The organism is Chryseobacterium lineare, from assembly GCF_977014045.1.
Genome location: NZ_CDRNIQ010000001.1, coordinates 2,496,785 through 2,520,675 on the forward strand (window position 1 = coordinate 2,496,785; position 23,891 = coordinate 2,520,675).

Below are 23,891 nucleotides of genomic sequence, written 5' to 3' on the forward strand. Positions count from 1 at the left end.
TAAATGTAGTGGAAATTTAGCAGAAACTCTATGCTTTTGCTAAAAAACTTTCGTAAGAAGACCGCACAGAAACCGTGCCATCTGACAGTATTTTTTCTAAGTTCAGGAGTTCAATCTGATTAACAGATGCGGCATCAAAATCCTTCTGTACTCTCACATAGTTTTCTGTGAAGCCAAACATTTTTCCGTCTTTGTTTTCGTGTTCCCAAAGTACAGGAAGTGTTTTTCCGAGCTGTGTCTGGTAAAATGCCATCTTTTTCTTTTCAGAAAGAATTCTGAGCATTTTGTTACGTTTTTTTCTTTCAGGAATAGGAACTATGTCTTCCATATCGGCAGCTTCGGTATTTTCTCTTTCAGAATAAGTAAAAACATGCAGATACGTAATAGGAAGTTCATTAAGGAAATTATAAGTTTCCATAAACAACTCTTCTGTTTCACCAGGAAAACCGACGATCACATCGACCCCAATAGCCGCATCAGGCATCACCTCACGGATTTTAGCAACTCTATCTTTATATAATTTCGTAAGATAACGACGCTTCATTTTTTTCAGAAGATCATCACTTCCGGATTGTAGCGGAATATGAAAATGCGGAACAAAGCTTCTGCTCCTTGAAACCAGTTCTATACTTTCATCTTTCAGAAGATTAGGCTCGATGGAAGATATCCGGATTCTTTCTATTCCTTCTACTTTGTCGAGCTCAGAAATTAAATCTAAGAAAGTATGTTCATGTCTCTTATTTCCGAATTCGCCTTTACCGTAATCGCCAATATTTACTCCCGTAAGAACAATTTCTTTAATATCTTTCTGGGAAATTTCTCTGGCATTTTTAAGAACATTTTCAATGGTATCGGAACGCGAAATTCCTCTTGCTAAGGGAATCGTACAGTAAGTACATTTATAATCACAACCATCCTGAACCTTAAGAAAAGCTCTTGTTCTGTCACCAATCGAATAACTCCCTATAAAGAAATCCGTTTCCTCAATTTCGCAGGAATGGACAATGCCTTCGTTTTCAGATTTTTCAAGATCATCAAGATAACTCAGAATATTGAATTTTTCTTTAGCTCCAAGAACTAGATCAACCCCTTCAATCTGTGAGATTTCTTCTGGTTTCAGCTGTGCATAGCATCCGACAATTACCACAAGACCTTCCGGATTGGCTTTCATTGCTCTTTTTACATGCAGTTTACATTCGCGGTCGGCATTTTCCGTTACGGAGCAGGTATTAATCACATAGATATTTGCTTTTTCATCAAAACTTACCTTCTCATATCCTGCATCAGTTAATTGACGGGCAATGGTAGATGTTTCCGCAAAATTTAATTTGCAGCCTAAGGTATGAAATGCGGCAGTTCTATGAAATTGAGACATTTATTGATCGTGAATTTTGTGGGTGCAAAGATAATCAATTTAATATAAATTGTAAATCGATTGAGTCTATTGTTTAAATTCATCCCTGACTTCCGGGCTGCTCTGGAAGCATACAGGTGAAGAATTTGAAGCAATATGATCCTCAATAAACTTTGTTTTCATCTGAGAATTGAACTCATCCGATTTATTCCTTGCAATAGAAAGAGTTTTCCAGTCATCATTTTTCATCATTTTGGCAATATATACGATCTGCCCTATATGATACGGATAATGTGCCAGCTGACGCAAGACCGCATCCAATACCGTATGCGCTTCGTTTCTGATATAAATAATGGAGTGTAAATTTTCATTATTAATCTGATTCAATGCATCAAAAAGACATTTCCAGCCGGCTTCCCAATACTGTAATACTTCATCTTTTGTGGAAAATGTATTGACAAATTCTTCATCACGTTTACGATCGGGCTTCTCTCCGTCTGATGTTAAAAAATCAGTCCATCTTGAAAGCATATTTCCTGCAATATGTTTTACAATAACGGCTATAGAATTGCTTTCCTCATTAAACTGCCAGAAAAGCTGATCTTCGGAAAGTTGTAAAAAAGATTTGTCGCCCAAAGTTTTGTAATATTCAAAACGTTTTATGAATAGATCTTTCATATCTGAAAATTTAAATCTAATATAAAAATAAACAGGAAAAAACCTTCTCAACCAGACAATAGATCTTCTTAACTAAACAAAAACCTTCGTAACTAAGCTAAAAATGTATATAAAAAAAAACTGCCACTTTCGCGGCAGTTTACATGTACTAATCTCTGTTTTTCACCATTACCCAACCGGAATATTTGATTAGAGTATTCTTTTTATCGTTTTCATTCCAGGTTACCGAGTACCAGTAGGTGCCGGTAGGAACTTTTTTTCCGTCCATGGTTCCGTTCCATTTGTAGCCTCTGAGCTTATCTGCCTGAAATACTTTATTGCCATATCTGTCAAAAATATTAAATACCAGATTCTGTTTATTTCCCAGTGCAGAATAATCAATCACGTCATTCACCCCGTCACCGTTCGGAGTAATTACATTCACCAGATTCGGAACAACAATCGTGATGGTAATCGGGTCACAATCATAAGCATCTTTAAGAAAAACATGATTATCACCTCTCGGCATATTGGTAAACACATTAGATTCCTGCCAGTTGATGCCATCCGTAGAATATTGGTAAGGAGCCTGTCCTCCTGAAGCATTTACGGTTACTGTATTATTGGTAATATCCACGGAAGAAATCACGGGTTGTTCGGATGGGTATATAGTTACTGTTTGCCGTGTTATACAACTGCCTGTTTTCAATTTCACCCAGTAAGTTCCTACGCCAACATTAGATATTGTCTGTGTAGTGGCCCCGGTACTCCATTCGTAGGAGGTAAAGCCCGGTCCTGCATCAAGTGTTGTTTTGTCTTCCATACAAATAGTTTTGTCTTTCAGAACATCAGAATATACAGGCGGAATGACAATCAGATTAACTTTTGCGATGGCATAACAGCCATTTCCGTCAGTTACTTTTATAAAAGCAGCTCCGTTGGACGAAATATAATTTGCAAAAAGCAGAATAGGATTGGTATTGTTCTGTGCATCAGCCAAGGAAGGAAAATATGTTTTCGTTCCTGTTTGGGTGGTAACTTGTGCTGTTGTAAGATTAAACAAAGCCGTTGAAGGATTAGATTCAATAAAACAAGATCTTAAAGTTGCTTCGGTAACAACCACCTGAGGGTAGAATTTCAGGGTAATCTGTGCCGTACCCACGCAGCCGTACTGAGAAGTAATTTTCACATATACAACGCCTTCAGCAGAAACGAATGTATCAGCATTGGTAATTGGATTAACCCCGGCATTAAGATCACTCATGGTATGGTAATACTGTTTTACAGCATTGGGATCTGAGAATACTGCCGCAGTGGTAAGATTAAAAGTCGCGGTACCTGCATTATTGTTATTACAGCTGTAAAGCGTGACATTCGTTCCGGTAATATTTCCTTGTTTAAACTTAAATGCGCCTACCTGCCTGCATAAATTGATCGGGTTATTGGGATCTGCGGGATCCTGATAATGAATACTGTAATAATAGGTTGCCGTCATGCTTACCGTCTGTGGTGTAAGAATAGGACTTGCTCCTGAAAGCGCATTATTCTGAGAGGTATGATAGGTAATCTGGAAATTGGAATTTCCGTTCAGAATACCCGCCGATAAGGTACTGAAATCGAAAATTGCCGGATTCTGGCAGATAATAATTTCTCTAGGATCTGCAGGATTTGCCGCAGGAGCTCCCGGCGGAGTGAATGGCTGTGTCTGAATATTAGGATTGGTAAACGGAGAAGCAAGTGTGGCCGTTCCGCCCCATGTAAGGGAAAATGGAGCTGTCACGGGATTGAAAACATCCACCCAGTTGTCTATGTATAAATAATAGGTCTGCCCCGGCAAAACATCAAGATACCTACAGTAAGGCGTAAGAGAACCTCCCGCTGCACTAAGGATCGTACTCGTCATATTCAGTCCGGTTGAAGCTCCAACCCCTATTACTGTAGCTGCGTTGCATCGTATAGGTGCTCCCAGACTCCCACAGGTAGCGTTGGGGCCATATACTGCCCAGTCGTAATCTGCATCCGGATCACTCGGAACCAGATTAAAGGTAAGCGTTCCGCCGGTTGCAATGGTAATTTTGTACCAGATCGAATTGTGTTCGCCGCTTATAAGACATCCACCCAGATTTTCATTGGTCGCACCAATCCCTGATGGAGAGTATGTAATGTTCGAATTTCCGCAAACTGAAAGTGCAGTGGAGCAATCGGCCTGGGAAAAAAGATTTTTCGATAATAAAAGGAGAAAAAAGAGTAAATATTTCTTCATGCTTTTCAATTTGGTTATTATTTCAGTGAGATAACTTTGTGAATACCAAATATAAACATTTCACATCAATTATATCAAATTTATTTAATATAATTCATTAAAAATCAGAAAATAATAAAGCATTCTCAACGAATCATTTTATACTTGTAATATTTCCACAAAGGTTTTCGAGATGAAAAATTTTATGAAACGGACTTTTGACCTGATGCAGATGTTCTTTGTCCTGAATAAATGTGTAGCGGGAAGCAATAGAATTCATATCTGAAACAATCACCAGCCAGCATTCGTCTACAGAAGTGTCGTAATAAGGAAACTTTTCGTTCTTTTTTTCGATGAGTTCAACAATTTTTTCAGAGCAGAGTTCGTCAAATAGATTCATGTTGTACTCGTGGGTAATGAAAACATTTCTTCTGTGAAAAGATTTCCTAACACTTTTTACACAGCCGAGCGGTTTTCCGCGTTTGATACTTTTATAGATATTTAAAATGAATTCCTGCTGATTTTCGAGCGTATCGGGACGTATATTGGAGTGGAATTCTAAAAAATAAACACCACGATATTTCGTAGTGTCTTCCTGTTCCAATAATATTTCTGCCTGACGGAAAATTTTGTTTAAACTGCTTTCGATCTTTTTCATTTCAAGATGATTGATCACTTCGGTCAATTCAATTCCGATCTTTTTGTCGTTGAATTTCGCGATGAAGTCGGGACTTTCGCAGGTTAAATCTTCAAATTTAACTTCAGGAAAATGATGCATGAAAGAATTGAGGAGCAATATCTCTGACTTTTTCTTGTATTTTTCACGGTCATGAAGCGGAGATTCGTCTATTTTACGGTGATATTTCTCAATCGGCTTTTTTTTCAAATGTCGATTAAGATAATATAAGCTTAGATTTTTAATTAAATCTTCATCAGAAAATGCCTTTTTCATGTGCTTGCTTTTTATCGTTATAGAACACATAAAACTTTCGGTTTCATGTCATGAAGTTTTGATTATCAAAAATTTACACTTAAAGATAAATAAAAAATCAATGCTAATATTTTTTTAAAAATAATTTATCCAATAATTAACATATAGTTTACTTTCATATTTAATACCTTTGGCTTTTCAAATATAAACTGTGATGCATGGATTTTAGAAACTTTACAATGCCGTTCAGCATTAATCCCAAATATTCTAAAAAAGTAGCTTATTTTTCAATGGAATTTGCCATAGAGCAGGTTTTAAAAATATATTCCGGAGGTCTCGGATTTTTAGCAGGTTCTCATATGAGGAGCGCTTATAATCTGAAACAGGATCTTATCGGAATTGGTATTCTCTGGAAATTCGGATATTACGACCAGGCGAGAAATCATGATCAGACCTTGCAACCTGTCTGGACAAAAAAAATGTACAGTTTCCTTGAGGATACGGGAATAAAATTCCAGATTGAAATCCATAGTGCGCCGGTTTGGGTAAAGGTATGGTATCTTGATCCTGAAATCTTTCATACAGCACCCATGTTTTTACTGTCTACGGACGTTCCCGAAAATGATCATGTATCAAAAACGATCTGCCACAAACTGTATGATGGCAACGAGTCTACCAAACTGGCTCAGTATATTCTTTTAGGAAAAGGTGGAGCAAAACTGCTGGATGAAATGAATGTGGAGAGAGACATTTATCATCTCAATGAAGCTCACGGATTACCTGCCGCATTTCATTTACTTAAAAAATACAACGGAAATCTGAACAGAGTAAAAGAAAAACTGGTTTTCACAACCCACACCCCGGAAGAGGCAGGAAATGAAAAACACAATCTGAGACTTTGCTATGATATGTCGTATTTTTCAGGCTTCAGCATGGAAGATGTTAAAAAAATTGAAGGATCTCCCGACGACCGCTTCAACCATTCGCTCTGCGCCCTGAAAATGGCTCATATTGCCAACGGCGTTTCAAAGCTTCACGGCGATGTTTCGAGAGCAATGTGGAGTAAATATGAAGGAATCTGTAAAATCACTTCCATCACCAACGCACAGGAATTCAAATACTGGTCGGATAAAATACTCTACAACGCAAAAGATGTAAATGACGAAACCATTTTCGACTACCGCAAAAAACATTTAAAGAAAAGATTATTCAATATCGTTGCTGATCAAACCGGAAATCTTTTTAACCCCAATATTTTTACCATTGTCTGGGCAAGAAGATTCGCAGGTTACAAACGGGCAGACCTTCTTTTGCAGGATAAGGAAAGATTCTACAAACTGCTGAATCACCCTAAATATCCTGTACAGATCATATGGGCTGGAAAGCCTTACCCGATGGATTATTCTGCAATTTCTATTTTTAATTCCCTGGTGGAAGAGAGTAAAAACAATAAAAATATGGCGGTGCTTACCGGATACGAGCTTTCACTAAGTAAATCTCTAAAGCAAGGCTCTGATCTTTGGTTGAATAATCCCAGAGTTCCGAGGGAAGCTTCGGGAACATCAGGAATGACAGCAGCGATGAACGGCTCTATCAATCTTTCCACAGATGATGGATGGATCCCGGAATTTGCAAAACACGGAGAAAATTCTTTCGTGGTTCCGAAAGGCGATTACGAGAACATGAGCATCTATGAACAAGATAATTATGATATGAATAAGCTATACGAAATTCTTGAAAATGAAATTCTTCCTGCTTATTATGATAATCCGAATAAATGGAGAAAAATACAGTACAATTCTATGAATGACGTGAAGGATCAGTTCAACAGTGACCGAATGGCAGATGAATATTATCAGATTCTTTATAATTATGAAGGATAAAATAAAAGCCGGCCTGAAAATTTTCAGGCCGGCTTTTATTAATCTTTTTTCTTTTTTTCTTTAGGTACTTTCAAACCTTTTTCTCTCGCTTCAGAAATACCTATGGTAACTGCCTGTTTTCTGCTTTTCACTTTTTCTCCGGAAGAAGATTTCAGTTTTCCTTCCTTGAATTCGTGCATTACTTTTTCTACTTTGTCCTGAGCTTTTTCTGAATATTTAGTCTTGCTCATAATATAAGATTTTTAAGATTTTGGTACTGAAACTCCTATTTCATACACTTTTGCGTGCTTCAGATATTTTGACCGTTCTCTCGAAGTTACCGATTCAAAATGATCATTTTTGATGACAACAATCGGGTCTTCGGCATTTTCAATTTCAAAACTCGCGATATATCGTTCATCAGGTGGAGATTGTTGCAGCTTTGCTTTTATTTTCTGTAATTCGTCTGCATAATCTTTAAAACCAGGATCTGAAGAGTGAATAAACTTGTATTCTTTGCCGGCATCTACAAAATAATGTAGCTTTTTATCAAGCAATTTGGCTTCATCACAGATTTCAGGATTATCATTTCCATCCTTAAAACCTACTTCTACCAATTCCCCATTTTTTTTCCGAGCATATTCTTCAGCATCGTTATAGCTTGGAAATCCGGTATATACAATTTTATCTTCAAGTTCGTATCGGTTCAGTTTTTGATCGTAAGCATTCGTTTCCATAATTATTATATGATTTGATTATAATTTTAATATTCAATTCTTTTGCCAAAGGTTAGGGTTTAAATGCTTTTTTTGCCATTCATAAAATTATTATATTTGAGATCTTTAAAATTCAAAATGAAAAGATTCATATTAACACTTACCCTGGCGGTTGCATTTCAAAATTTGGCTGCACAGGAAATCACTTTAGACAAAATATATTCAGGATACTACCGGGGAAAAGGCATTGCCGGTATTACTTCCATGAAAAACGGTGAGAATTATTTAGTTATTGAACAGGGAGGAATCGCCAAATATTCTTACAAAACTTCACAAAAAGAAGGAAATATTGTGGACGGTCGGTTTGAAAGCTATGAGTTTTCTGATGATGAGTCTAAAATCCTTCTGCTAAAAGAAAGCGAGCCTATTTACAGACATTCTTTTCTTGGGAAATTTGAGGTTAAAGATTTAAAATCAGGAAAAACAGTTGCTTTAAATGAAGGAAAATTTGTACAGGAACCTAGATTTTCGCCTGATGCTACAAAGGTTGCTTTTATTGCTGAGAATAATTTATTTTACCAGGATTTAAATTCAGGAAAAATTACGCAGATTACGACTGACGGCAAAAAAAATTCAATTATCAACGGGCTTGCAGACTGGGTTTATGAAGAAGAATTCGGGCATGCAAGACAGTACGAATGGACAAAAAATTCTGATGCGATCGTTTTTGTAAAATCAGACGAAAGTGAGGTTCCGGAAATTTACATTCCGATTTATGGAAAAACGCTTTACCCATCTGAAATGCGCTACAAATATCCTAAAGCAGGAGAAAAAAATTCTAAGGTTTCGGCAGAGCTGTACCGTATTGACAATGGAAAAACCATTTCTTTAAATTTAAGCTCATTTAAAAACTATTATATTCCAAACGTTATTCAGACCGCAAAAGCTGACGAAATTGTTTTGATTACTTCCGAAAGAATTCAAAATGCTTCTGATGTTCTGAAAATAAATACAAAAACGGGAACTGTTCAGAAATTGTTCACCGAAACGGACGACAAATGGATTGACACCGACAGTCCGACATTGGAATTTTTAGAGGATGATTCTTTCCTTTGGGGTTCAGAGAGAGATGGCAACCGTCATCTATACTGGTACGATAAAGACGGAAAACTGAAAAAACAGGTTACCAAAGGAAACTGGGAAGTAACCGATTATTACGGTTATAATCCAAAATCAAAAGAAATTTATGTTCAGACAACAGAAAAAGGGAGCATCAATAAAGTGGTTTCGAAAGTAAACATCGAAAACGGAAAATCTCAGCTCATTTCAAATGCAGAAGGGAATAATTCTGCAAGTTTCAGCAAAAATTACAATTACTTTATTGAAACATCATCTACCGCTTCAAAACCTTATACATTTGTTTTAAAAGACGGAAACGGAAAGTTGGTAAAAGAACTTCAAAACAATGATGCCCAGCTTCAGAAACTGAAAGCAGATAATTTTGTGGAAAAAGAATTTATGACCATTCCAAACGAAGCCGGAGATCAGATGAATGCGTGGATCATCAAGCCTAAAAACTTTGATAAAAACAAAAAATATCCGCTGTTTATGTTCCAATATTCAGGACCGGGTTCTCAGCAGGTTGCCAATTCATGGGATAATGGAAATGCTTTATGGTTTGAAATGCTGGCCCAAAAAGGATACATCATCGCTTGTGTAGACGGTCGCGGAACAGGCTATAAAGGAGCTAAATTCAAGAAAGTAACGTACATGAATTTAGGAAAATATGAGATTGAAGATCAGATTGCAGCGGCAAAATGGTTTGGAAATCAATCTTATATTGACAAATCCAGAATCGGAATGTTCGGATGGAGCTTCGGAGGATATATGACGAGCTTAGCGATGACAAAAGGTGCAGATATTTTCAAAATGGGAATTGCGGTAGCACCCGTTACCAACTGGAGATATTACGATTCGGTGTATACGGAAAGATTTTTAAGAACTCCGCAGGAAAACCCTGATGGATACGACAAAAATTCACCTACGGAATATGCCAATTTATTGAAAGGAAAATTCTTATTAATCCACGGAACTGCTGATGACAACGTGCATTTCCAAAATTCCATGGAATTTTCAGAAGCATTGATTCGGAACAAAAAACAGTTTGATTTTATGGCTTATCCTGATAAAAACCATGGAATTTACGGGGGCCAGACAAGACCTCAACTATATCAGAAAATGACTGATTTTATCTTGGAGAATTTGTAATTGATATATAATTTAACCAAAAAAAATCCGAATCTTCAATGAAGATTCGGATTTTTTATTTTCTGTCTTTCCATTTTTCAGGATTCCTGGATGTATGAAACACGGAGTATATTTCAATAAGATCTTTTTCTTCGTTGTATGAATAATGAATTCCAAAAGGAAATTTTTTTAAATATACTATTCTGAAATTTTCATATCTGATCTCACAGGCCAAGGGATTTTCTGAAATATATTTTACTTTTTGTTTAAAATCTTTTAAAAATATCCAGATTAATTTTTTATCCTTCGCATTGTACCAATCAGCAATTTCCTTTAATCAAAATCCGCACTTTCTGAAATTACTGTTTTAGCCTTTCTCATCTAACAGCTTTTTCTCAAATCTTTCGACAAAATCATCAAAATCCAAAAGCGATTCCGGATTTTCTTTTGCATATTTAGCTCTTCTTCTCACCTCTTCTTTTTGCCAATTAGGAATAGTTAAGTCTTCCTCTATTGTTACTGATATTGGCTTATTTTTAAATGCGGCTTTTATACTTTTAATTAAATCCTCGTTAATTTCATCTGCAGAGGATAAATGAAATACTGTATTCATACTCAGTTTATTTTAGTCAAAGTTAATAAAATTCTATTATTATTTTTAAAATTCTATATTTGTAAAATTTGAAATTTATCAACTATGAAGACTAAACATCCTAAGGGACTGCCTTTCCTCTTCTTTACGGAAATGTGGGAACGTTTCGGCTACTATTTAATTCTAGGAATTTTTGTACTCTACGCGATCGAACCCACCGGTATAAAAGGTGGCCTTGGACTTCCAGACAAAACTGCAGACGATATTTTCGGAACCTATATTGCGTTGACGTATTTAACGCCTTTTATCGGAGGCTTTCTGGCAGACCGTATTTTAGGATATATCAAATCCATTTATCTTGGAGGGATTTTAATGGCAGCCGGATATATAGGAATGGGTGTTTTTAAAGATCTTACGTTGTTTTATTCTTCTCTAGCATTAATTATTATCGGAAATGGTTTCTTTAAACCTACCATTTCTACATTGTTGGGTAATTTATATTCTGAAGAACCTTATAAAGCGAATAAAGATTCCGGATATAATATTTTCTATATGGGAATTAATATCGGGGCGTTTATCTGTAATATTATTGCAGCTTTTATGCGAAACAAATTCGGCTGGGGCGAAGCCTTCATCACTGCCGGAGTCGGAATGCTTGTGGGATTAATTATTTTTACCATCGGGAGAAAGCATTACATCCATGCAGCTCAAATGAAGCCCGTACAGGAAGGCGATACAAAGCTTTCTGAAATATTGCTTAAGGTATTCGTTCCTGCCATTATTGCCGGAGTTATCGGATGGATTATTCCTGGAAATATTTTTGGAAGCGACAGTACAGATGCTTTCATTTTTGCCTGTATTCCTGTTATTTTCTTTTATGCTTCTCTTTATTTTAAAGCAAAGCCGGAAGAAAAATCTTCTATTGGAGCTTTATTATCTGTCTTTATGATCAGTATGTTTTTCTGGGCAGTTTTCAAGCAGAACGGAACGGCTTTAACGAGATGGGCCAATTATTATACGGACCGAAGCGTTCCTGCTTCTATGGAAAAACCTCTGGAGGATATTTATATGGTTGAACGAAAAAACTATGAAGATAAAGAAGTTCCCGTATATAATGATCAGTATCAATCTCAAAAAGATAAGGATGGAAAAACCATCAAAACAATAGGAAAAGATATTTATTTCAACAATATTTCAGATTTAGACCGCAAAGCTTTAGGAGGGACTGGTCCAAATGAAGTTTACCTGTACAATACAGAATTATTTCAGTCTATCAATCCGTTTTGGGTAATTGCTTTAACACCGGTTGTCGTAGGCTTTTGGGCATTACTGAGGAGAAAAGGGAAGGAACCTTTAACACCAACAAAAATTGTTTTAGGACTTTTCATTTCAGGTTTATCTTGTTTAGTGATGGTTTTGGCCGTTTGGGCGGGCGATAACGGTGCCGTGAAAGTTTCTCCATGGTGGCTCGTTGCGAGCTATGGTGTGATTACAGTCGGGGAATTATGCCTTTCTCCAATGGGACTTTCTTTTGTCTCTAAACTTTCTCCTGCGAGAATTACGGCTTTGATGATGGGCGGATTTTTCCTGGCCAATTCTGTAGGAAATAAACTTTCAGGGATTCTGGCGAGTACCTGGTATAGTTATGACAATAAAATGAATTACTTCCTTGTTAATTTCGCTTTATTGATATTTGCCACTCTTTTAGGTTTATCAATGCTAAAAAGATTGAACAAAATAATGAAGGAAAAAGGACACTAATTGTCGTTAAAATAAAGAAAATCGAGCTGCAGAATGATTCTGCGGCTTTTTTGTTTAATTATAAAATTAAAACCTTGCTGAAAACACAAAAAAAACTATATTTGTCAGTCTTAACAAAAATTAACAATAAAAATGGATAATATTGAAGCATTAAATCCGAAACAGGATGAATTTGTAGAGAATAAAGGTTCCAGACATCCAAAAGGATTATGGGTTCTTTTTGGAACCGAAATGTGGGAGCGTTTCAATTTTTATGGGATGAGAGCTCTTTTGACGCTTTTCATGGTAAATTCCTTATTAATAAAAGAAGCTGATGCAGCAATCATCTATGGTGGATTTTTAGCTTTGTGTTATCTTACTCCGCTTTTAGGAGGTTTTATAGCTGATAAATATATCGGTAACAGAAACGCCATTCTCATTGGTGGGTCTTTAATGGCAATCGGTCAGTTTTTACTTTTCATAAGTGCATCGACATTTTCCGGAAGCATAGACAGTGCAAAAATGTTTATGTGGCTTGCTCTTTTCATCATTATTTTTGGTAACGGATTCTTCAAACCGAATATTTCCTCAATGGTGGGAAGTCTTTATCCAAAACAGGAAAAATCTAAATTGGACTCTGCTTTTACGATTTTCTATATGGGAATCAACATCGGAGCATTTTTAGGTCAGTTTATCTGTCCGTACGTAGGAGACGTAAAAGATGCTGCAACGGGAGTAAGAGATATTTTTGCTTTCAAGTGGGGGTTTTTAGCAGCTTCAATTGCCATGGTAATCGGTACCATTACATTTTTTATCCTTAAAAATAAATACGTGGTAACACCGGAAGGAAGACCTATTGGAGGATTACCAAAACATAACACCAGTGCAGATTTTGAAGAAGGTGAAACTCAGACTGCCAAATTCTCAGGAGCAGCCTTGGGAATCACAGGAGGGCTGTTTGTTATATTATTTTTCATCTTCAGATATTTACTGGTTGGGGAATTCGGATTCAAAGCAGTAGAAATGGGGCAGTTAATTAAAGGTATTATTTATCCTTTCATTTACGCGGCCGGTATTTCCCTGGCATTTTTAATCATGAGTTCTGCCGAAAACAAAGTAGAAAAACAGAGAATCTGGGTAATCTATATCGTATCATTCTTTATCATTTTCTTTTGGGCAGCCTTTGAACAGGCGGGATCTTCATTGACATTTATTGCGGATAACCAGACCGACAGAAATATCTTAGGATGGAATATGCCACCTTCGATGGTTCAGATTTTCAACGGTATTTTTGTTGTATTACTGGCAGTTCCTTTCAGTTTATGCTGGGATAAATTACGTGCAAAAGGGAAAGAACCGGTTTCTCCTATGAAACAGGCAATGGGGCTTGCTTTGATTGCTTTAAGTTATTTCATCATTGCCCACAATGTAAAAGATCTTGGTAATTCAGGATTATTGGCAATCAAATGGTTAATGCTTTTATATTTCATCCAGACTTGTGGTGAACTTTGCTTATCACCTATTGGATTATCATTGGTTGGAAAATTAGCGCCGAAAAGATTTGCGTCATTATTATATGGAGTATTCTTCATTTCTAATGCTGCAGGTTATGCATTAGCAGGTTCTTTAGGAGCATTAATTCCTGCTACAGGAGACAAATTTACCAAAGCTCAGGAAATCGGAGTAAATCTTCAGGATGTTTTAGATAAAAAGGTTACGCTGAATGCAGATCAGGTAGCCGCTTTTGAAAAAGCACAATTACCTTTGGAAAACCCTACTTTTGTAGGATTTGAAATCCATAATTTATTCGAATTCTTTATGGTATTCGTGGTTCTTTGTGGTATTGCCGCTGTAATTTTAGCTTTAATTTCACCAATCTTAAAGAAAATGATGCACGGAGTAAATTAATCTGTATCAAATAAAATATATTGTAAACCTCTGCCAAGTCGGAGGTTTTTTTTATTTTCGTATGTTCACTATTAAATTTTCTAATTCGTGACACATTTCGTCTTGAATCGAATTTATTGAAAAACCTTTAATTAAAAATCAATCATAACAAATTATGAGCTTAACTTTAGATGAAATACAAAATTTCAAAGGAAAATACCCAAAGCAAATCTGGAGTCTGTTTTTCTCTGAAATGTGGGAACGTTTCTGTTTCTACGGAATGCGGGGAATGCTCGTTTTCTTCATGATTTCCCAACTCAATTTCCATGAAAAAGAAGCCAACCTTCAATATGGAGCAACGCAGGCATTTGTTTATGCCTTCACATTTATCGGAGGATTATTCGCCGATAAAATATTAGGTTTCAGAAAATCTCTTTTCTGGGGAGGAATTCTGATGATTGTCGGAAGTATTATTCTGGCAACAGATCCACACCAATTCTTTTTCTTAGGAATTGCGTTTACCGTTGTAGGAACAGGTTTTTTTAAACCCAACATTTCGTCCATGGTCGGACAGCTCTACAAACCGAATGACTCAAGGGCAGATGCTGGCTTCTCATTATTTTACGCAGGAATCAACCTCGGGGCATTGCTTGGTGGATATTTATGTATTGCGATCGGTAAAGGAGAACTTTTTGCAAACTACATCCCCGAAGAATTAAGATGGCATCTTGCTTTCGGTTTCGCGGCTGTAGTTATGGTAATCAGCCTTATCAATTTTGTTTTTACACAAAGAAGCTTAGGAACGATCGGCCTGCAACCAGGTCATCCTGACAGCGAAATCAAATCCGCGCCAATCCCGAAATGGCAGGAGTATGGAGTATATGTTTTGTCATTAATCTTCGTTCCGATCATTATGATTATGGTGGCTAAAACCGAATATACAGATTATTTTATGTGGATTGTCGGACCGCTGACATTGATTTATCTGTTCTATGAAATGACAAAAGTGACACCTTCTGAACGTAAAAAACTTTGGGCAGCTTTAGTTTTCATCCTATTTTCCATTTTGTTCTGGGGAATTTATGAACAAAGCGGAGGATCATTAAGCATTTTTGCGGCTAAAAATTTAAATAAAGATTTATTAGGATTAGATCCAAACGGTGTCAACAATTCCGGAGGAGCATTTTTTATCATTTTCCTTGCTCCGCTGATCGGGCTGCTCTGGATATGGCTGAATAAAAGAAAGATTGAGCCGAATACAATTATTAAATTTGGGTTAGGCTTTATTTTCTTAGGCTTAGGATATTACGTTTTATTTGCAACACGATTTTTTGCCAATCTTCAGGGTATTACTTCATTAAATTTCTTTACTATCGCATTGCTGGTTATTACATTAGGAGAGCTTTGCCTCTCTCCTATCGGATTATCGATTATGACAAAACTTTCAACGAAAAATCTCCAGGGAATGATGATGGGAATGTGGTTTCTGGCTTCCGCTTACGGACAGTATGTTGCAGGAATCATTGGAGCAGGCCTTGCAACAGCAAAAGAAGGCTCCACGAATTATGATGCTTTGATCACTTATACTGATGGATATAAACAATTGGGATTGTATGCTGTAATCGCCGGTATTGTATTAATTTTGATATCGCCATTTGTAAAAAAATTAATGCAGGAGGTAAGATAAAAATAAGTAATTATGCTTATTTTTACATAAATGTCAAATCATGAAGAAAGTTATAAGCATAATTTGTCTTTTCGTTGTCACTCTAAATTTTGCGCAGGTAAGATGGATGACTATTGAGGAAGCACTGAAAGCCCAGAAAGAAAATCCTAAGAAAATCCTGATCGATTTTTATGCAGACTGGTGTGGCCCGTGCAAGATTATGGCTAAAAAAACCTACGGAAATCTTATTATTGCAGACATTCTAAATAAAAATTATTATCCTGTAAAATTCAATGCAGAAGAAAAAAAGGAAATTGAAATCTTTGGCAGAAAATTTTCAAATACAAATACGGAACACAAAAAAGGAAAAAATTCTTTACACGGATTCACCCAATACATGAACGTCGCAGCGGTTCCGAGTACAGTTTTTCTTGACGAAAATGGTGGGCCGATCACCATTTTGCAGGGAGAGCTATCCGCAAAAGAATTAGAATCTTATTTAGAACTTATTTCAAAAGATCTTTTCAAAAAGATCCGTTCGAGTGAACAGTGGGAAGATTATCAGAAGAAATTTAAATCAAAAATAAAAGATTAAATCCAATACAAAGACTTTCAAATCCGAAAGTCTTTTTTAATTTCTAATTTTTCCCGAAATTCGTGGTTCTTTAAAAATGACTTTAGAAACTTCCATAGAATACGTCAAAGGAATAGGTCCCGAAAAAGCCAAGCTCATCAAAAATGTGTTAGGAATTTCCACCGTTGAGGATTTTCTTAATTTCTTTCCTATTCGGTATCTGGATAAAAGTAAAGTTCATAAAGTTTCGCAGCTTCATGAGGTGACGACCGACGTTCAGCTGAAAGGAAAAATCACCAATATTCAGGAGATACAGACCGGAAAAACGAAACGCCTTTCCGCAAAATTCAATGACGATACAGGTTCAATGGATCTGGTTTGGTTTCAGTATTCAAAATGGCTGAAAGAACAGCTTCCCATTAACAAAGAAGTTTTTATTTTCGGAAAAATCAATGTCTTTAACAATCAGTTTTCCATGCCCCATCCGGAAATTGAAATTGAGGAAAAAAAAGACACTGAAAACCGATTAAAACCTATTTATCCAAGTTCGGAAAAATTAACTAAAAGAGGATTAAACCAAAGATTTTTTCAGGTTGTTTTAAAAAACATCTGTAAAGAAATCCCTCATCTTATTTACGAGAATTTTCCGGATTATCTGATGAAAGCTTTTAAATTTTTATCAAGGCAGCATACTTATCTCAACATCCATTTCCCAAAAGATATGGAGCATTTTGAGAAGGCCAACTATCGTTTAAAGTTTGAAGAATCTTTCTTTTTTCAACTGGGATTCGGTTTAAAAAAAATTCACCATAAAAGCCACACCATCGGAAATCCCTTTCCGGTAGTCGGAGATTATTTTAATGACTTTTACGAAAATCATCTGCCTTTTGATTTAACAGGGGCTCAGAAAAGAGTATTAAAGGAAATCCGGATGGATATGAAACGTCCGATCCAGATGAACAGGCTTTTGCAGGGCGACGTTGGCTCAGGGAAAACAATGGTTGCGCTATTAACGATGCTTATAGCCAAAGATAACGGTTTTCAAAGCTGCATTATGGCGCCAACGGAAATTCTTGCCCAGCAGCATTATAATGGAATTAAGGAACTTTTAGAAAAAACAGAAGTTAAAATTAAACTTTTAACAGGTTCAACAAAAAAATCTGAACGGAATATAATTCATGAAGAACTTGAAAATGGCGAACTTTCCGTTTTGGTGGGAACGCATGCTGTTTTGGAAGATAAAGTTAAATTTAAAAATCTCGGCTTAGCCATTATTGATGAACAACATCGATTTGGTGTGGCACAACGGGCAAAACTTTGGGCTAAAAATAAAATTCCGCCGCATATTCTGGTAATGACGGCTACTCCTATTCCCCGTACTTTGGCGATGAGTTTTTACTCGGATCTTGATGTTTCCGTGATTGATGAACTTCCGATTGGAAGAAAACCTATTATTACAGCCCACAGACGTGAAAAAGACAGAGCGTATGTCTACAATTTCTGTCGTGAAGAAATTCAGAAAGGAAGACAGGTTTATTTCGTTTATCCTTTAATTGAAGAATCTGAAACTTTAGATTACAAAAATCTGATGACCGGTCTGGAAAATGTGATGGATAATTTTTCAAAATACAACATCGCGATGCTTCATGGGAAAATGAAACCCGATGAAAAAGACACAGCAATGAATTATTTTGCTTCCGGAAAAGCTCAGATTATGGTCGCTACGACAGTAATTGAAGTTGGTGTAAACGTTCCGAATGCTTCTGTAATGGTAATTGAAAGCTCGGAAAGATTCGGGCTTTCGCAGCTTCATCAGCTACGCGGCCGTGTAGGTCGTGGCGCAGAGCAGAGCTATTGCATTCTGATGACTTCTGATAAATTGTCTAAAGACAGCAGAACAAGAATTAAAACGATGGTTGAAACCAATGATGGTTTTAAGATTTCTGAAGTCGATATGCAGCTTCGTGGCCCCGGAGATATTCTGGGAACTCAGCAAAGTGGTATCGTGGATTTTAAAAGACTGGATCTGGTCAATGATTCAGCCATCATTAAAGCCACTAAAAATACGGTCGAAAAAATTCTGGAGGCAGATCCTTTACTAGCAAGACCCGATAATCAGATCATTAAAAATTATTATCTGAGACATTATAACGGTAAAAATAAATGGAGTAAAATTTCATAAAAAAACCGCGAAAAGAAATTAATCTTTACGCGGTCCCCCTTATAAAACTGTTATTTGAAGAAATTACTTACTTGTTTTTAGCTTAATATTTTGTGATGTGGTGTGAATATGTGTGTGTGATAATTTAGTGTTCAGCTTAAAAGAAGTAAAAACAAAATGAATTATGTTTCCAACCTGCTTATTTATAAAAACTAACTTGACAAGCTAAAGAATAACATCATATATATTCTTTAACTACTCGAGTTTTCATGATTGTACCGTTTTGTTTAAAGATCTTCTGCTCTTGTAATTGGAAATTCATATAATTCATTTTGTTTAACTAACATTGTGATTTATATAATTTAGTTTAGTTCAAAAAACAACTATTATTATTGATCTTTCTGCCTCAATATATTCTTATTCTTATGATCATTCGGATATTTACCGTTTTTATTATTTTCACCTTTATGTGAAACTTGAATTACAAATATAGAACTTTAATTTAAATACCAAAATAGTTGAGCGGTTTTTTTCACACTTTCATGATAAAATTATTTTTATTAAGTCCTGAAGTGTGATATTGCCAGGTCACAGTCATTATATCTGTTACATTTTTTTTCATTTCCCTGTAATTGTCAGGCTTTTTCATCAGAACGTTCGCTCCGTTTACAAAAACTTCCTCTTCGTCTTCAGATGATATGGATTGGGCATAAATTACAGTTGTCATATGATCGAATCTATTATCAGCCTTTAATTCTGATAAATACGTGATACAATTCTTCCCGGAAATATTAAAATTCATGAAAAAAACCTCAGGAATCACGGCGCCATCTGCATCGAAATATTCCATCGTATCTGTAATATTACAAAAAGTCTTTACTTTTATATGAATTTTAAGATCCTGTAATATGCTTTTAAACAGGATCAGATTACCTTCATCATCGTCTGCTAAAATCACATTGAGATATTCTTTATTCATATCGCTCTTGAATATTGCTGATCGTACCGCTGAACTTTTCTTCTCATCGCAACAATTTTCTGAAACTGAGAAGGTGTAAGGCCTGTCATGTTTTTAAACTGTGTACTCAGGTGTGCTACACTGGAATAATTAAGTCTTTGAGCAATTTCAGTCAGATTATGCTTTCCACTGATAATCAATTCTTTGGTGTATTCAATTTTTTGAATAATGATAAAATTTTCTATCGAAGTATTGGCAATCTCTGAAAAAAGATTGGAAAGATAACCATAACTATGGTTTAGTTTTTCAGCAATGTAGATCGAAGCCTTTACGGGAATCATTTCATCAGAACCTACAAGCTCGATAATAGCATCTTTTATTTTCTGAACCAAAGCAGTTTTCTGGCTTTCAATAATTTCTATTCCGTAGCTCCCGAGATTTTCCTTGAAAACTTTGCATTGTTCCTGCGTCAGAGGTTCATACAGTTCTACTTCTCCAGAATTGATAAGTTTGTATTTAAAGCCCTGATCTTTAAGTTTATCTTCCAACACCTTCCTGCAGAGGGTATTGAAATCAAATTTCACATACATCTTCATCCTTAATATTATGTATTTAATGTTTAAGTAAATATAAACTTTTTATATCAATTTAAAGTGATATAAATAAAAATTCTTATTTAAAACATAAATAAAAAACTCCTGCATTAAAAAAATACAGGAATTTAAACACTAAGGATGAAAAAAATATACCGATAAAAAGCTGAGAACAGCTTAAAACCAAGCATATGAATATTTTGATAAGTGATTCGGTTCTATTACAAAGATGTAAAAAAACTCTACATCACATTTTATAGAATTACAATTAAATATTACAGAATTTTAAGTCATATTTATGTGATATAAAATTCCATTTCGTAATCATCCATTACAAAACCGCTTCCGATATCTACGATTATCTCTTTGTATACTTTGAAACCCTGAGATTCATAGAACATTTTCGCATTATTATGCTTATTCACATTTAAGATTATCCTTTTGTCGTCACTTTCGGATACTTTTTGCTTTAAAAAATCAACAGCCATTTTTCCAATGCCTTTTCCTTTGCTTTCCGGAATCAGATAAATCCTGTGCAGCTTTGTTGTATGTTCCTCGTAGCCATTCTCATAGCCCAAAAAACCTTCAAAAGAATTGTTTATTTCATTAAAGATCAAAAAATAATGATAGTCAGGATGTTGCAATTGATTACTGATTTCCTCGTAAGAATACATTGTCTTAAGCATATATTCTATCTGTTCTCTTTCAAGTATCTCGGCATAAGCAACCTCCCACGATCTTTTGGCCAGATCCTGAATGAGGGGTATATCTTTTTCTGTTGCTTTTATAAATTTCATTGATTTAATTTTATGTAGTTTTATGCTGGAAAGCACAATATTATATTTGTATTTTTATGGCAAATAAAAAAGGTGAAAAGCACGATACTCTTCACCTTAATATGTTTATTGTAACATTAAAATGTTACTGAAAAATGTTAAACATTAGCCATTTCAGCTTTAATTTTCGCATACAATCCCTCTGACGCCACGACTAAAGGAAGCCTTACATAATTTTTCACAATCCCTTTTTCCGTTAAAACAGCCTTAATTCCACACGGGTTCCCTTCGGCAAAAATCAGTCTTGTGATATCAACCAATTTGTTGTGGATTTCGTACGCTTCTTTCACTTTTCCGTCGAATGCTAACTGCACCATCGTTGAAAACTCTTTTGGATATGCCTGTGCAATGACAGAAATTACTCCGTTTCCGCCGGCAAGCGTGACAGGAAGTGTGAATTCATCATCCCCGGAAACCAGATTAAATCCTTCAGGTTTCTTTCTTAAAATATCAAAATACTGAAGAATATTTGGCGCTGCTTCTTTAATTAAAAATAAATTCGGGAATTCTTTTGCTAAACGCAACGTTGTTTCCGCTTCTATATTTTGTCCCGTTCTAGACGGAACGTTATAGATAATAATATTTTTTCCGGTGGAAGCTAAAACTTTATAATGTTGATAAAGCCCTTCCTGATTGGGCTTATTATAATATGGAGATACAGAAAGTACCGCCTCAAACGCAGAAATATCTGTTTCTTCAATCTGTTTTTTGACTTCAAGAGTATTATTTCCGCCGATTCCCAAAACCAATGGAAGACGTTTATTATTAACCTTAATGATATGCTCAATTACCTGTTTCTTCTCTTCAGCAGAAAGCGTTGCAGCCTCCGCTGTAGTTCCCAAAACAACTAAATAATTGGTTCCGTTTTCGATGTTGTATTCAACTAATTTCGTCAAACTTTCAAAATCTACGGATAAATCTTCATTAAAGGGCGTTACCAATGCAACACCTACTCCTTTTAAAATGCTCATCTGTTAGAATTATTTTTTTCAAATTTAATAATTTACCTCAAGAATTTGTTATAAATAATAATGTTTTATTATACATATAATTATATTTGCATTTACTAAATGGTAATATAAAGTCATCATTCCCGGAATTGCTTATGGATCCCAAAGGCGAATCGACGATTGCATTTAACCTTTATAAAAATAATTTGCTGCATATGAAAAATAAATTCTTGTTATTAGGAATTGCTCTGGCTGCGCTTTCTGCCTGTAAAACAGCTTCACCGCTACAGGTAACAGAGGTACAGACCCGGAAAAATATTTCTATTAATAATGAGCTAAAGAATGATGAGGAGTTTGTAAAGTTTATTGAACCCTACAAGCAAAAATTGGATAAAGAAATGAACCTGAAGATCTCACATACCAACGTAGATCTTACCAAGCAGGGAGACAATAGCAATCTGGGTAATCTTCTAGCAGATTATACATTTGATGGAGCTGATGAATGGGCAAAAACAAATCTTAACAAAAATGTTGATGCCGCTTTAATCAATATCGAAGGAATCCGAACAACTATCGGAAAAGGAGATATCCTACTAAAAAATGCATTTGAGGTGATGCCTTTTGAAAATGAGATCATCATCGTAAAAATGAAAGGAACAGATTTACAGGGACTTTTTGATTATTACGCAAAAACTCAGGTAAATAATCCTGTATCTCATCTGTATATTGAAACCCAAAACGGAAAATTGGCAAAATCATTGATCAACGGAAAGACAGTGAATCCGGAACAGGAATACTATATTGCTACTTCAGACTATCTGGCTTTGGGTGGCGACAATATGAAATTTTTTGCTAAAGGAGAAATGATCTCTACAGGAATTAAAATGAGAGATTTGTTTATAGATTATTTTAAGAAATCTCCCGAAGTAAAACCAGGTACAGATATTCGCTTAAATTTTATCGGTAAAAAGTAATGGATAGAAAAAGTTTTTTAAAAGCAATAGGTGGCGGAACTTTAGCAATGGCTTTAGCTCCGAATATGATGATGGCAGAAGAATTAAATATTCTTGATGTAAAAGCAGCAACCAAACTCACCATTCTTCATACCAATGATCAGCACAGCAGAATCAGAACCTTTCGATTCGAGCTATACCAAAAATCCCAATCAGGGAGGTTTTGCTAGAAGGGCAAGCTTAATTCAGCAGATAAGAAATCAGGAAAGTAATGTCTTGCTTCTTGATTCCGGAGATATTTTTCAGGGAACTCCTTATTTCAATTTTTTTGGAGGTGAGTTGGAATTTAAATTAATGTCGATGATGAAATATGATGCTTCCACTATGGGAAATCATGATTTCGATAATGGTCTGAACGGGTTTTTAAAGGTTTTGCCGAATGCGCAATTTCCTTTCATCTGCTCAAACTATGATTTTAAAAATACCGTTCTTGACGGAAAAACTTCACCCTATAAAATTTTTAATAAAAACGGAATCAAAGTAGGAATTTTCGGGGTAGGAATTCAACTGGAAGGACTGGTAGGAAAAAAACAATATGGAGAAACGGTTTATTCTGATCCTGTTGATGTAGCTCAACACTATTCCAATTTCCTTAAAAATGAACAGAAATGTGATCTTGTGATCTGTCTTTCGCACATCGGATACGATTACAAAGATGAACCTGAAAAAATAAGCGATAAAATCTTCGCAGCCAAGACAGATAATATCGACCTGATCCTTGGTGGCCATACTCATACTTTCTTACCGGAACCTCAAGCATTTACCAACAGAAAAGGTAAAAATGTTCTGGTAAACCAGGTGGGATGGGCCGGCCTGCTTCTTGGCAGAATAGATTTCTTTTTCGATTCAAATAAAAACGTAAAACATATTGCCTGGAATAATCAGGTAATTGACAGCAGCATAATAGCATAA

At 35.7% G+C, this 23,891-nt stretch carries 20 protein-coding genes and 1 pseudogene; 9 read left to right on the top strand and 12 right to left on the bottom strand.

What is annotated here, in order from left to right; genetic code table 11:
- Positions 1–28 precede the first annotated feature (28 nt).
- From mtaB to ACWNCI_RS10995, 4 genes are all read right to left on the bottom strand, one after another.
- Entirely contained in the window at positions 29–1,375 is a 1,347-nt protein-coding gene (mtaB, locus tag ACWNCI_RS10980) for a tRNA (N(6)-L-threonylcarbamoyladenosine(37)-C(2))-methylthiotransferase MtaB (protein WP_449388334.1), read from the bottom strand.
- A 66-nt stretch (positions 1,376–1,441) separates the two neighbouring features.
- On the bottom strand, positions 1,442–2,032 hold the full coding sequence (locus tag ACWNCI_RS10985; protein WP_449388335.1) for a DUF1572 domain-containing protein: 591 nt from the start codon (positions 2,030–2,032) through the stop codon (positions 1,442–1,444).
- 148 nt (positions 2,033–2,180) lie between these two features.
- Positions 2,181–4,274, bottom strand: a complete 2,094-nt coding sequence (locus ACWNCI_RS10990) for a gliding motility-associated C-terminal domain-containing protein (RefSeq protein ID WP_449388336.1) — start codon at positions 4,272–4,274, stop codon at positions 2,181–2,183.
- Between the two features lie 133 nt (positions 4,275–4,407).
- Entirely contained in the window at positions 4,408–5,205 is a 798-nt protein-coding gene (locus ACWNCI_RS10995; protein ID WP_449388337.1) for a hypothetical protein, read from the bottom strand.
- 197 nt (positions 5,206–5,402) lie between these two features.
- On the opposite strand from ACWNCI_RS10995, the gene glgP reads away from it, so the two are divergent.
- The gene (gene glgP / locus ACWNCI_RS11000; RefSeq protein WP_449388338.1) at positions 5,403–7,067 is read left to right on the top strand and encodes an alpha-glucan family phosphorylase; all 1,665 of its coding nucleotides are present in this window, start codon (positions 5,403–5,405) and stop codon (positions 7,065–7,067) included.
- A 38-nt stretch (positions 7,068–7,105) separates the two neighbouring features.
- Here glgP and ACWNCI_RS11005 read toward each other — a convergent pair whose 3' ends face one another.
- Positions 7,106–7,297: a DUF6496 domain-containing protein gene (locus ACWNCI_RS11005; RefSeq protein ID WP_449388339.1), complete on the bottom strand. Its 192-nt coding sequence runs from the start codon at positions 7,295–7,297 to the stop codon at positions 7,106–7,108.
- A 12-nt stretch (positions 7,298–7,309) separates the two neighbouring features.
- Positions 7,310–7,783, bottom strand: coding sequence for a hypothetical protein (locus tag ACWNCI_RS11010; protein ID WP_449388340.1), 474 nt, complete (start codon positions 7,781–7,783; stop codon positions 7,310–7,312).
- A 117-nt stretch (positions 7,784–7,900) separates the two neighbouring features.
- On the opposite strand from ACWNCI_RS11010, the gene ACWNCI_RS11015 reads away from it, so the two are divergent.
- The gene (locus ACWNCI_RS11015) at positions 7,901–10,030 is read left to right on the top strand and encodes a S9 family peptidase (RefSeq protein WP_449388341.1); all 2,130 of its coding nucleotides are present in this window, start codon (positions 7,901–7,903) and stop codon (positions 10,028–10,030) included.
- A gap of 55 nt (positions 10,031–10,085) precedes the next feature.
- Here ACWNCI_RS11015 and ACWNCI_RS11020 read toward each other — a convergent pair whose 3' ends face one another.
- A complete protein-coding gene (locus tag ACWNCI_RS11020; RefSeq protein ID WP_449389493.1) occupies positions 10,086–10,337 on the bottom strand; it encodes a type II toxin-antitoxin system RelE/ParE family toxin in 252 nt (83 codons plus the stop codon).
- A 39-nt stretch (positions 10,338–10,376) separates the two neighbouring features.
- Positions 10,377–10,622: a hypothetical protein gene (locus ACWNCI_RS11025; protein ID WP_449388342.1), complete on the bottom strand. Its 246-nt coding sequence runs from the start codon at positions 10,620–10,622 to the stop codon at positions 10,377–10,379.
- An 84-nt stretch (positions 10,623–10,706) separates the two neighbouring features.
- Between ACWNCI_RS11025 and ACWNCI_RS11030 the strand changes: the two genes are divergently transcribed.
- From ACWNCI_RS11030 to recG, 5 genes are all read left to right on the top strand, one after another.
- Positions 10,707–12,362, top strand: coding sequence for a peptide MFS transporter (locus tag ACWNCI_RS11030; RefSeq protein WP_449388343.1), 1,656 nt, complete (start codon positions 10,707–10,709; stop codon positions 12,360–12,362).
- A gap of 132 nt (positions 12,363–12,494) precedes the next feature.
- A complete protein-coding gene (locus ACWNCI_RS11035) occupies positions 12,495–14,249 on the top strand; it encodes a peptide MFS transporter (protein WP_042721827.1) in 1,755 nt (584 codons plus the stop codon).
- A gap of 154 nt (positions 14,250–14,403) precedes the next feature.
- A complete protein-coding gene (locus ACWNCI_RS11040; RefSeq protein WP_449388344.1) occupies positions 14,404–15,915 on the top strand; it encodes a peptide MFS transporter in 1,512 nt (503 codons plus the stop codon).
- 40 nt (positions 15,916–15,955) lie between these two features.
- Entirely contained in the window at positions 15,956–16,489 is a 534-nt protein-coding gene (locus ACWNCI_RS11045; RefSeq protein ID WP_449388345.1) for a thioredoxin family protein, read from the top strand.
- Between the two features lie 76 nt (positions 16,490–16,565).
- A complete protein-coding gene (recG, locus tag ACWNCI_RS11050; protein ID WP_449388346.1) occupies positions 16,566–18,650 on the top strand; it encodes an ATP-dependent DNA helicase RecG in 2,085 nt (694 codons plus the stop codon).
- A 511-nt stretch (positions 18,651–19,161) separates the two neighbouring features.
- Here the strand turns inward: recG and ACWNCI_RS11055 are convergent.
- From ACWNCI_RS11055 to dapA, 4 genes are all read right to left on the bottom strand, one after another.
- The gene (locus tag ACWNCI_RS11055) at positions 19,162–19,608 is read right to left on the bottom strand and encodes a response regulator (protein ID WP_346984257.1); all 447 of its coding nucleotides are present in this window, start codon (positions 19,606–19,608) and stop codon (positions 19,162–19,164) included.
- Positions 19,605–20,183, bottom strand: coding sequence for a helix-turn-helix domain-containing protein (locus ACWNCI_RS11060; protein ID WP_346984256.1), 579 nt, complete (start codon positions 20,181–20,183; stop codon positions 19,605–19,607). Before ACWNCI_RS11060 ends, ACWNCI_RS11055 begins: the two co-directional genes overlap by 4 nt.
- 293 nt (positions 20,184–20,476) lie before the next feature.
- Positions 20,477–20,977, bottom strand: coding sequence for a GNAT family N-acetyltransferase (locus ACWNCI_RS11065; RefSeq protein WP_449388347.1), 501 nt, complete (start codon positions 20,975–20,977; stop codon positions 20,477–20,479).
- A 137-nt stretch (positions 20,978–21,114) separates the two neighbouring features.
- Positions 21,115–21,987 carry a 4-hydroxy-tetrahydrodipicolinate synthase gene (gene dapA, locus ACWNCI_RS11070; protein ID WP_449388348.1) on the bottom strand — a complete coding sequence of 291 codons (873 nt, stop codon included), beginning with the start codon at positions 21,985–21,987 and terminating at the stop codon, positions 21,115–21,117.
- Between the two features lie 194 nt (positions 21,988–22,181).
- On the opposite strand from dapA, the gene ACWNCI_RS11075 reads away from it, so the two are divergent.
- Both ACWNCI_RS11075 and ACWNCI_RS11080 read left to right on the top strand, forming a co-directional pair.
- Positions 22,182–22,940, top strand: a complete 759-nt coding sequence (locus tag ACWNCI_RS11075) for a 5'-nucleotidase C-terminal domain-containing protein (RefSeq protein WP_449388349.1) — start codon at positions 22,182–22,184, stop codon at positions 22,938–22,940.
- Positions 22,940–23,891 (top strand): annotated as a pseudogene (locus ACWNCI_RS11080) (bifunctional metallophosphatase/5'-nucleotidase). Before ACWNCI_RS11075 ends, ACWNCI_RS11080 begins: the two are co-directional and overlap by 1 nt.

Excerpts from the sequence above, each read along its gene's own strand:
- mtaB (WP_449388334.1), bottom strand. The coding sequence starts at position 1,375 with ATGTCTCAATTTCATAGAACTGCCGCATTTCATACCTTAGGCTGCAAA.
- ACWNCI_RS10985 (WP_449388335.1), bottom strand. The coding sequence starts at position 2,032 with ATGAAAGATCTATTCATAAAACGTTTTGAATATTACAAAACTTTGGGC.
- ACWNCI_RS10990 (WP_449388336.1), bottom strand. The coding sequence starts at position 4,274 with ATGAAGAAATATTTACTCTTTTTTCTCCTTTTATTATCGAAAAATCTT.
- ACWNCI_RS10995 (WP_449388337.1), bottom strand. The coding sequence starts at position 5,205 with ATGAAAAAGGCATTTTCTGATGAAGATTTAATTAAAAATCTAAGCTTA.
- glgP (WP_449388338.1), top strand. The coding sequence starts at position 5,403 with ATGGATTTTAGAAACTTTACAATGCCGTTCAGCATTAATCCCAAATAT.
- ACWNCI_RS11005 (WP_449388339.1), bottom strand. The coding sequence starts at position 7,297 with ATGAGCAAGACTAAATATTCAGAAAAAGCTCAGGACAAAGTAGAAAAA.
- ACWNCI_RS11010 (WP_449388340.1), bottom strand. The coding sequence starts at position 7,783 with ATGGAAACGAATGCTTACGATCAAAAACTGAACCGATACGAACTTGAA.
- ACWNCI_RS11015 (WP_449388341.1), top strand. The coding sequence starts at position 7,901 with ATGAAAAGATTCATATTAACACTTACCCTGGCGGTTGCATTTCAAAAT.
- ACWNCI_RS11025 (WP_449388342.1), bottom strand. The coding sequence starts at position 10,622 with ATGAATACAGTATTTCATTTATCCTCTGCAGATGAAATTAACGAGGAT.
- ACWNCI_RS11030 (WP_449388343.1), top strand. The coding sequence starts at position 10,707 with ATGAAGACTAAACATCCTAAGGGACTGCCTTTCCTCTTCTTTACGGAA.
- ACWNCI_RS11035 (WP_042721827.1), top strand. The coding sequence starts at position 12,495 with ATGGATAATATTGAAGCATTAAATCCGAAACAGGATGAATTTGTAGAG.
- ACWNCI_RS11040 (WP_449388344.1), top strand. The coding sequence starts at position 14,404 with ATGAGCTTAACTTTAGATGAAATACAAAATTTCAAAGGAAAATACCCA.
- ACWNCI_RS11045 (WP_449388345.1), top strand. The coding sequence starts at position 15,956 with ATGAAGAAAGTTATAAGCATAATTTGTCTTTTCGTTGTCACTCTAAAT.
- recG (WP_449388346.1), top strand. The coding sequence starts at position 16,566 with ATGACTTTAGAAACTTCCATAGAATACGTCAAAGGAATAGGTCCCGAA.
- ACWNCI_RS11055 (WP_346984257.1), bottom strand. The coding sequence starts at position 19,608 with ATGAATAAAGAATATCTCAATGTGATTTTAGCAGACGATGATGAAGGT.
- ACWNCI_RS11060 (WP_346984256.1), bottom strand. The coding sequence starts at position 20,183 with ATGAAGATGTATGTGAAATTTGATTTCAATACCCTCTGCAGGAAGGTG.
- ACWNCI_RS11065 (WP_449388347.1), bottom strand. The coding sequence starts at position 20,977 with ATGAAATTTATAAAAGCAACAGAAAAAGATATACCCCTCATTCAGGAT.
- dapA (WP_449388348.1), bottom strand. The coding sequence starts at position 21,987 with ATGAGCATTTTAAAAGGAGTAGGTGTTGCATTGGTAACGCCCTTTAAT.
- ACWNCI_RS11075 (WP_449388349.1), top strand. The coding sequence starts at position 22,182 with ATGAAAAATAAATTCTTGTTATTAGGAATTGCTCTGGCTGCGCTTTCT.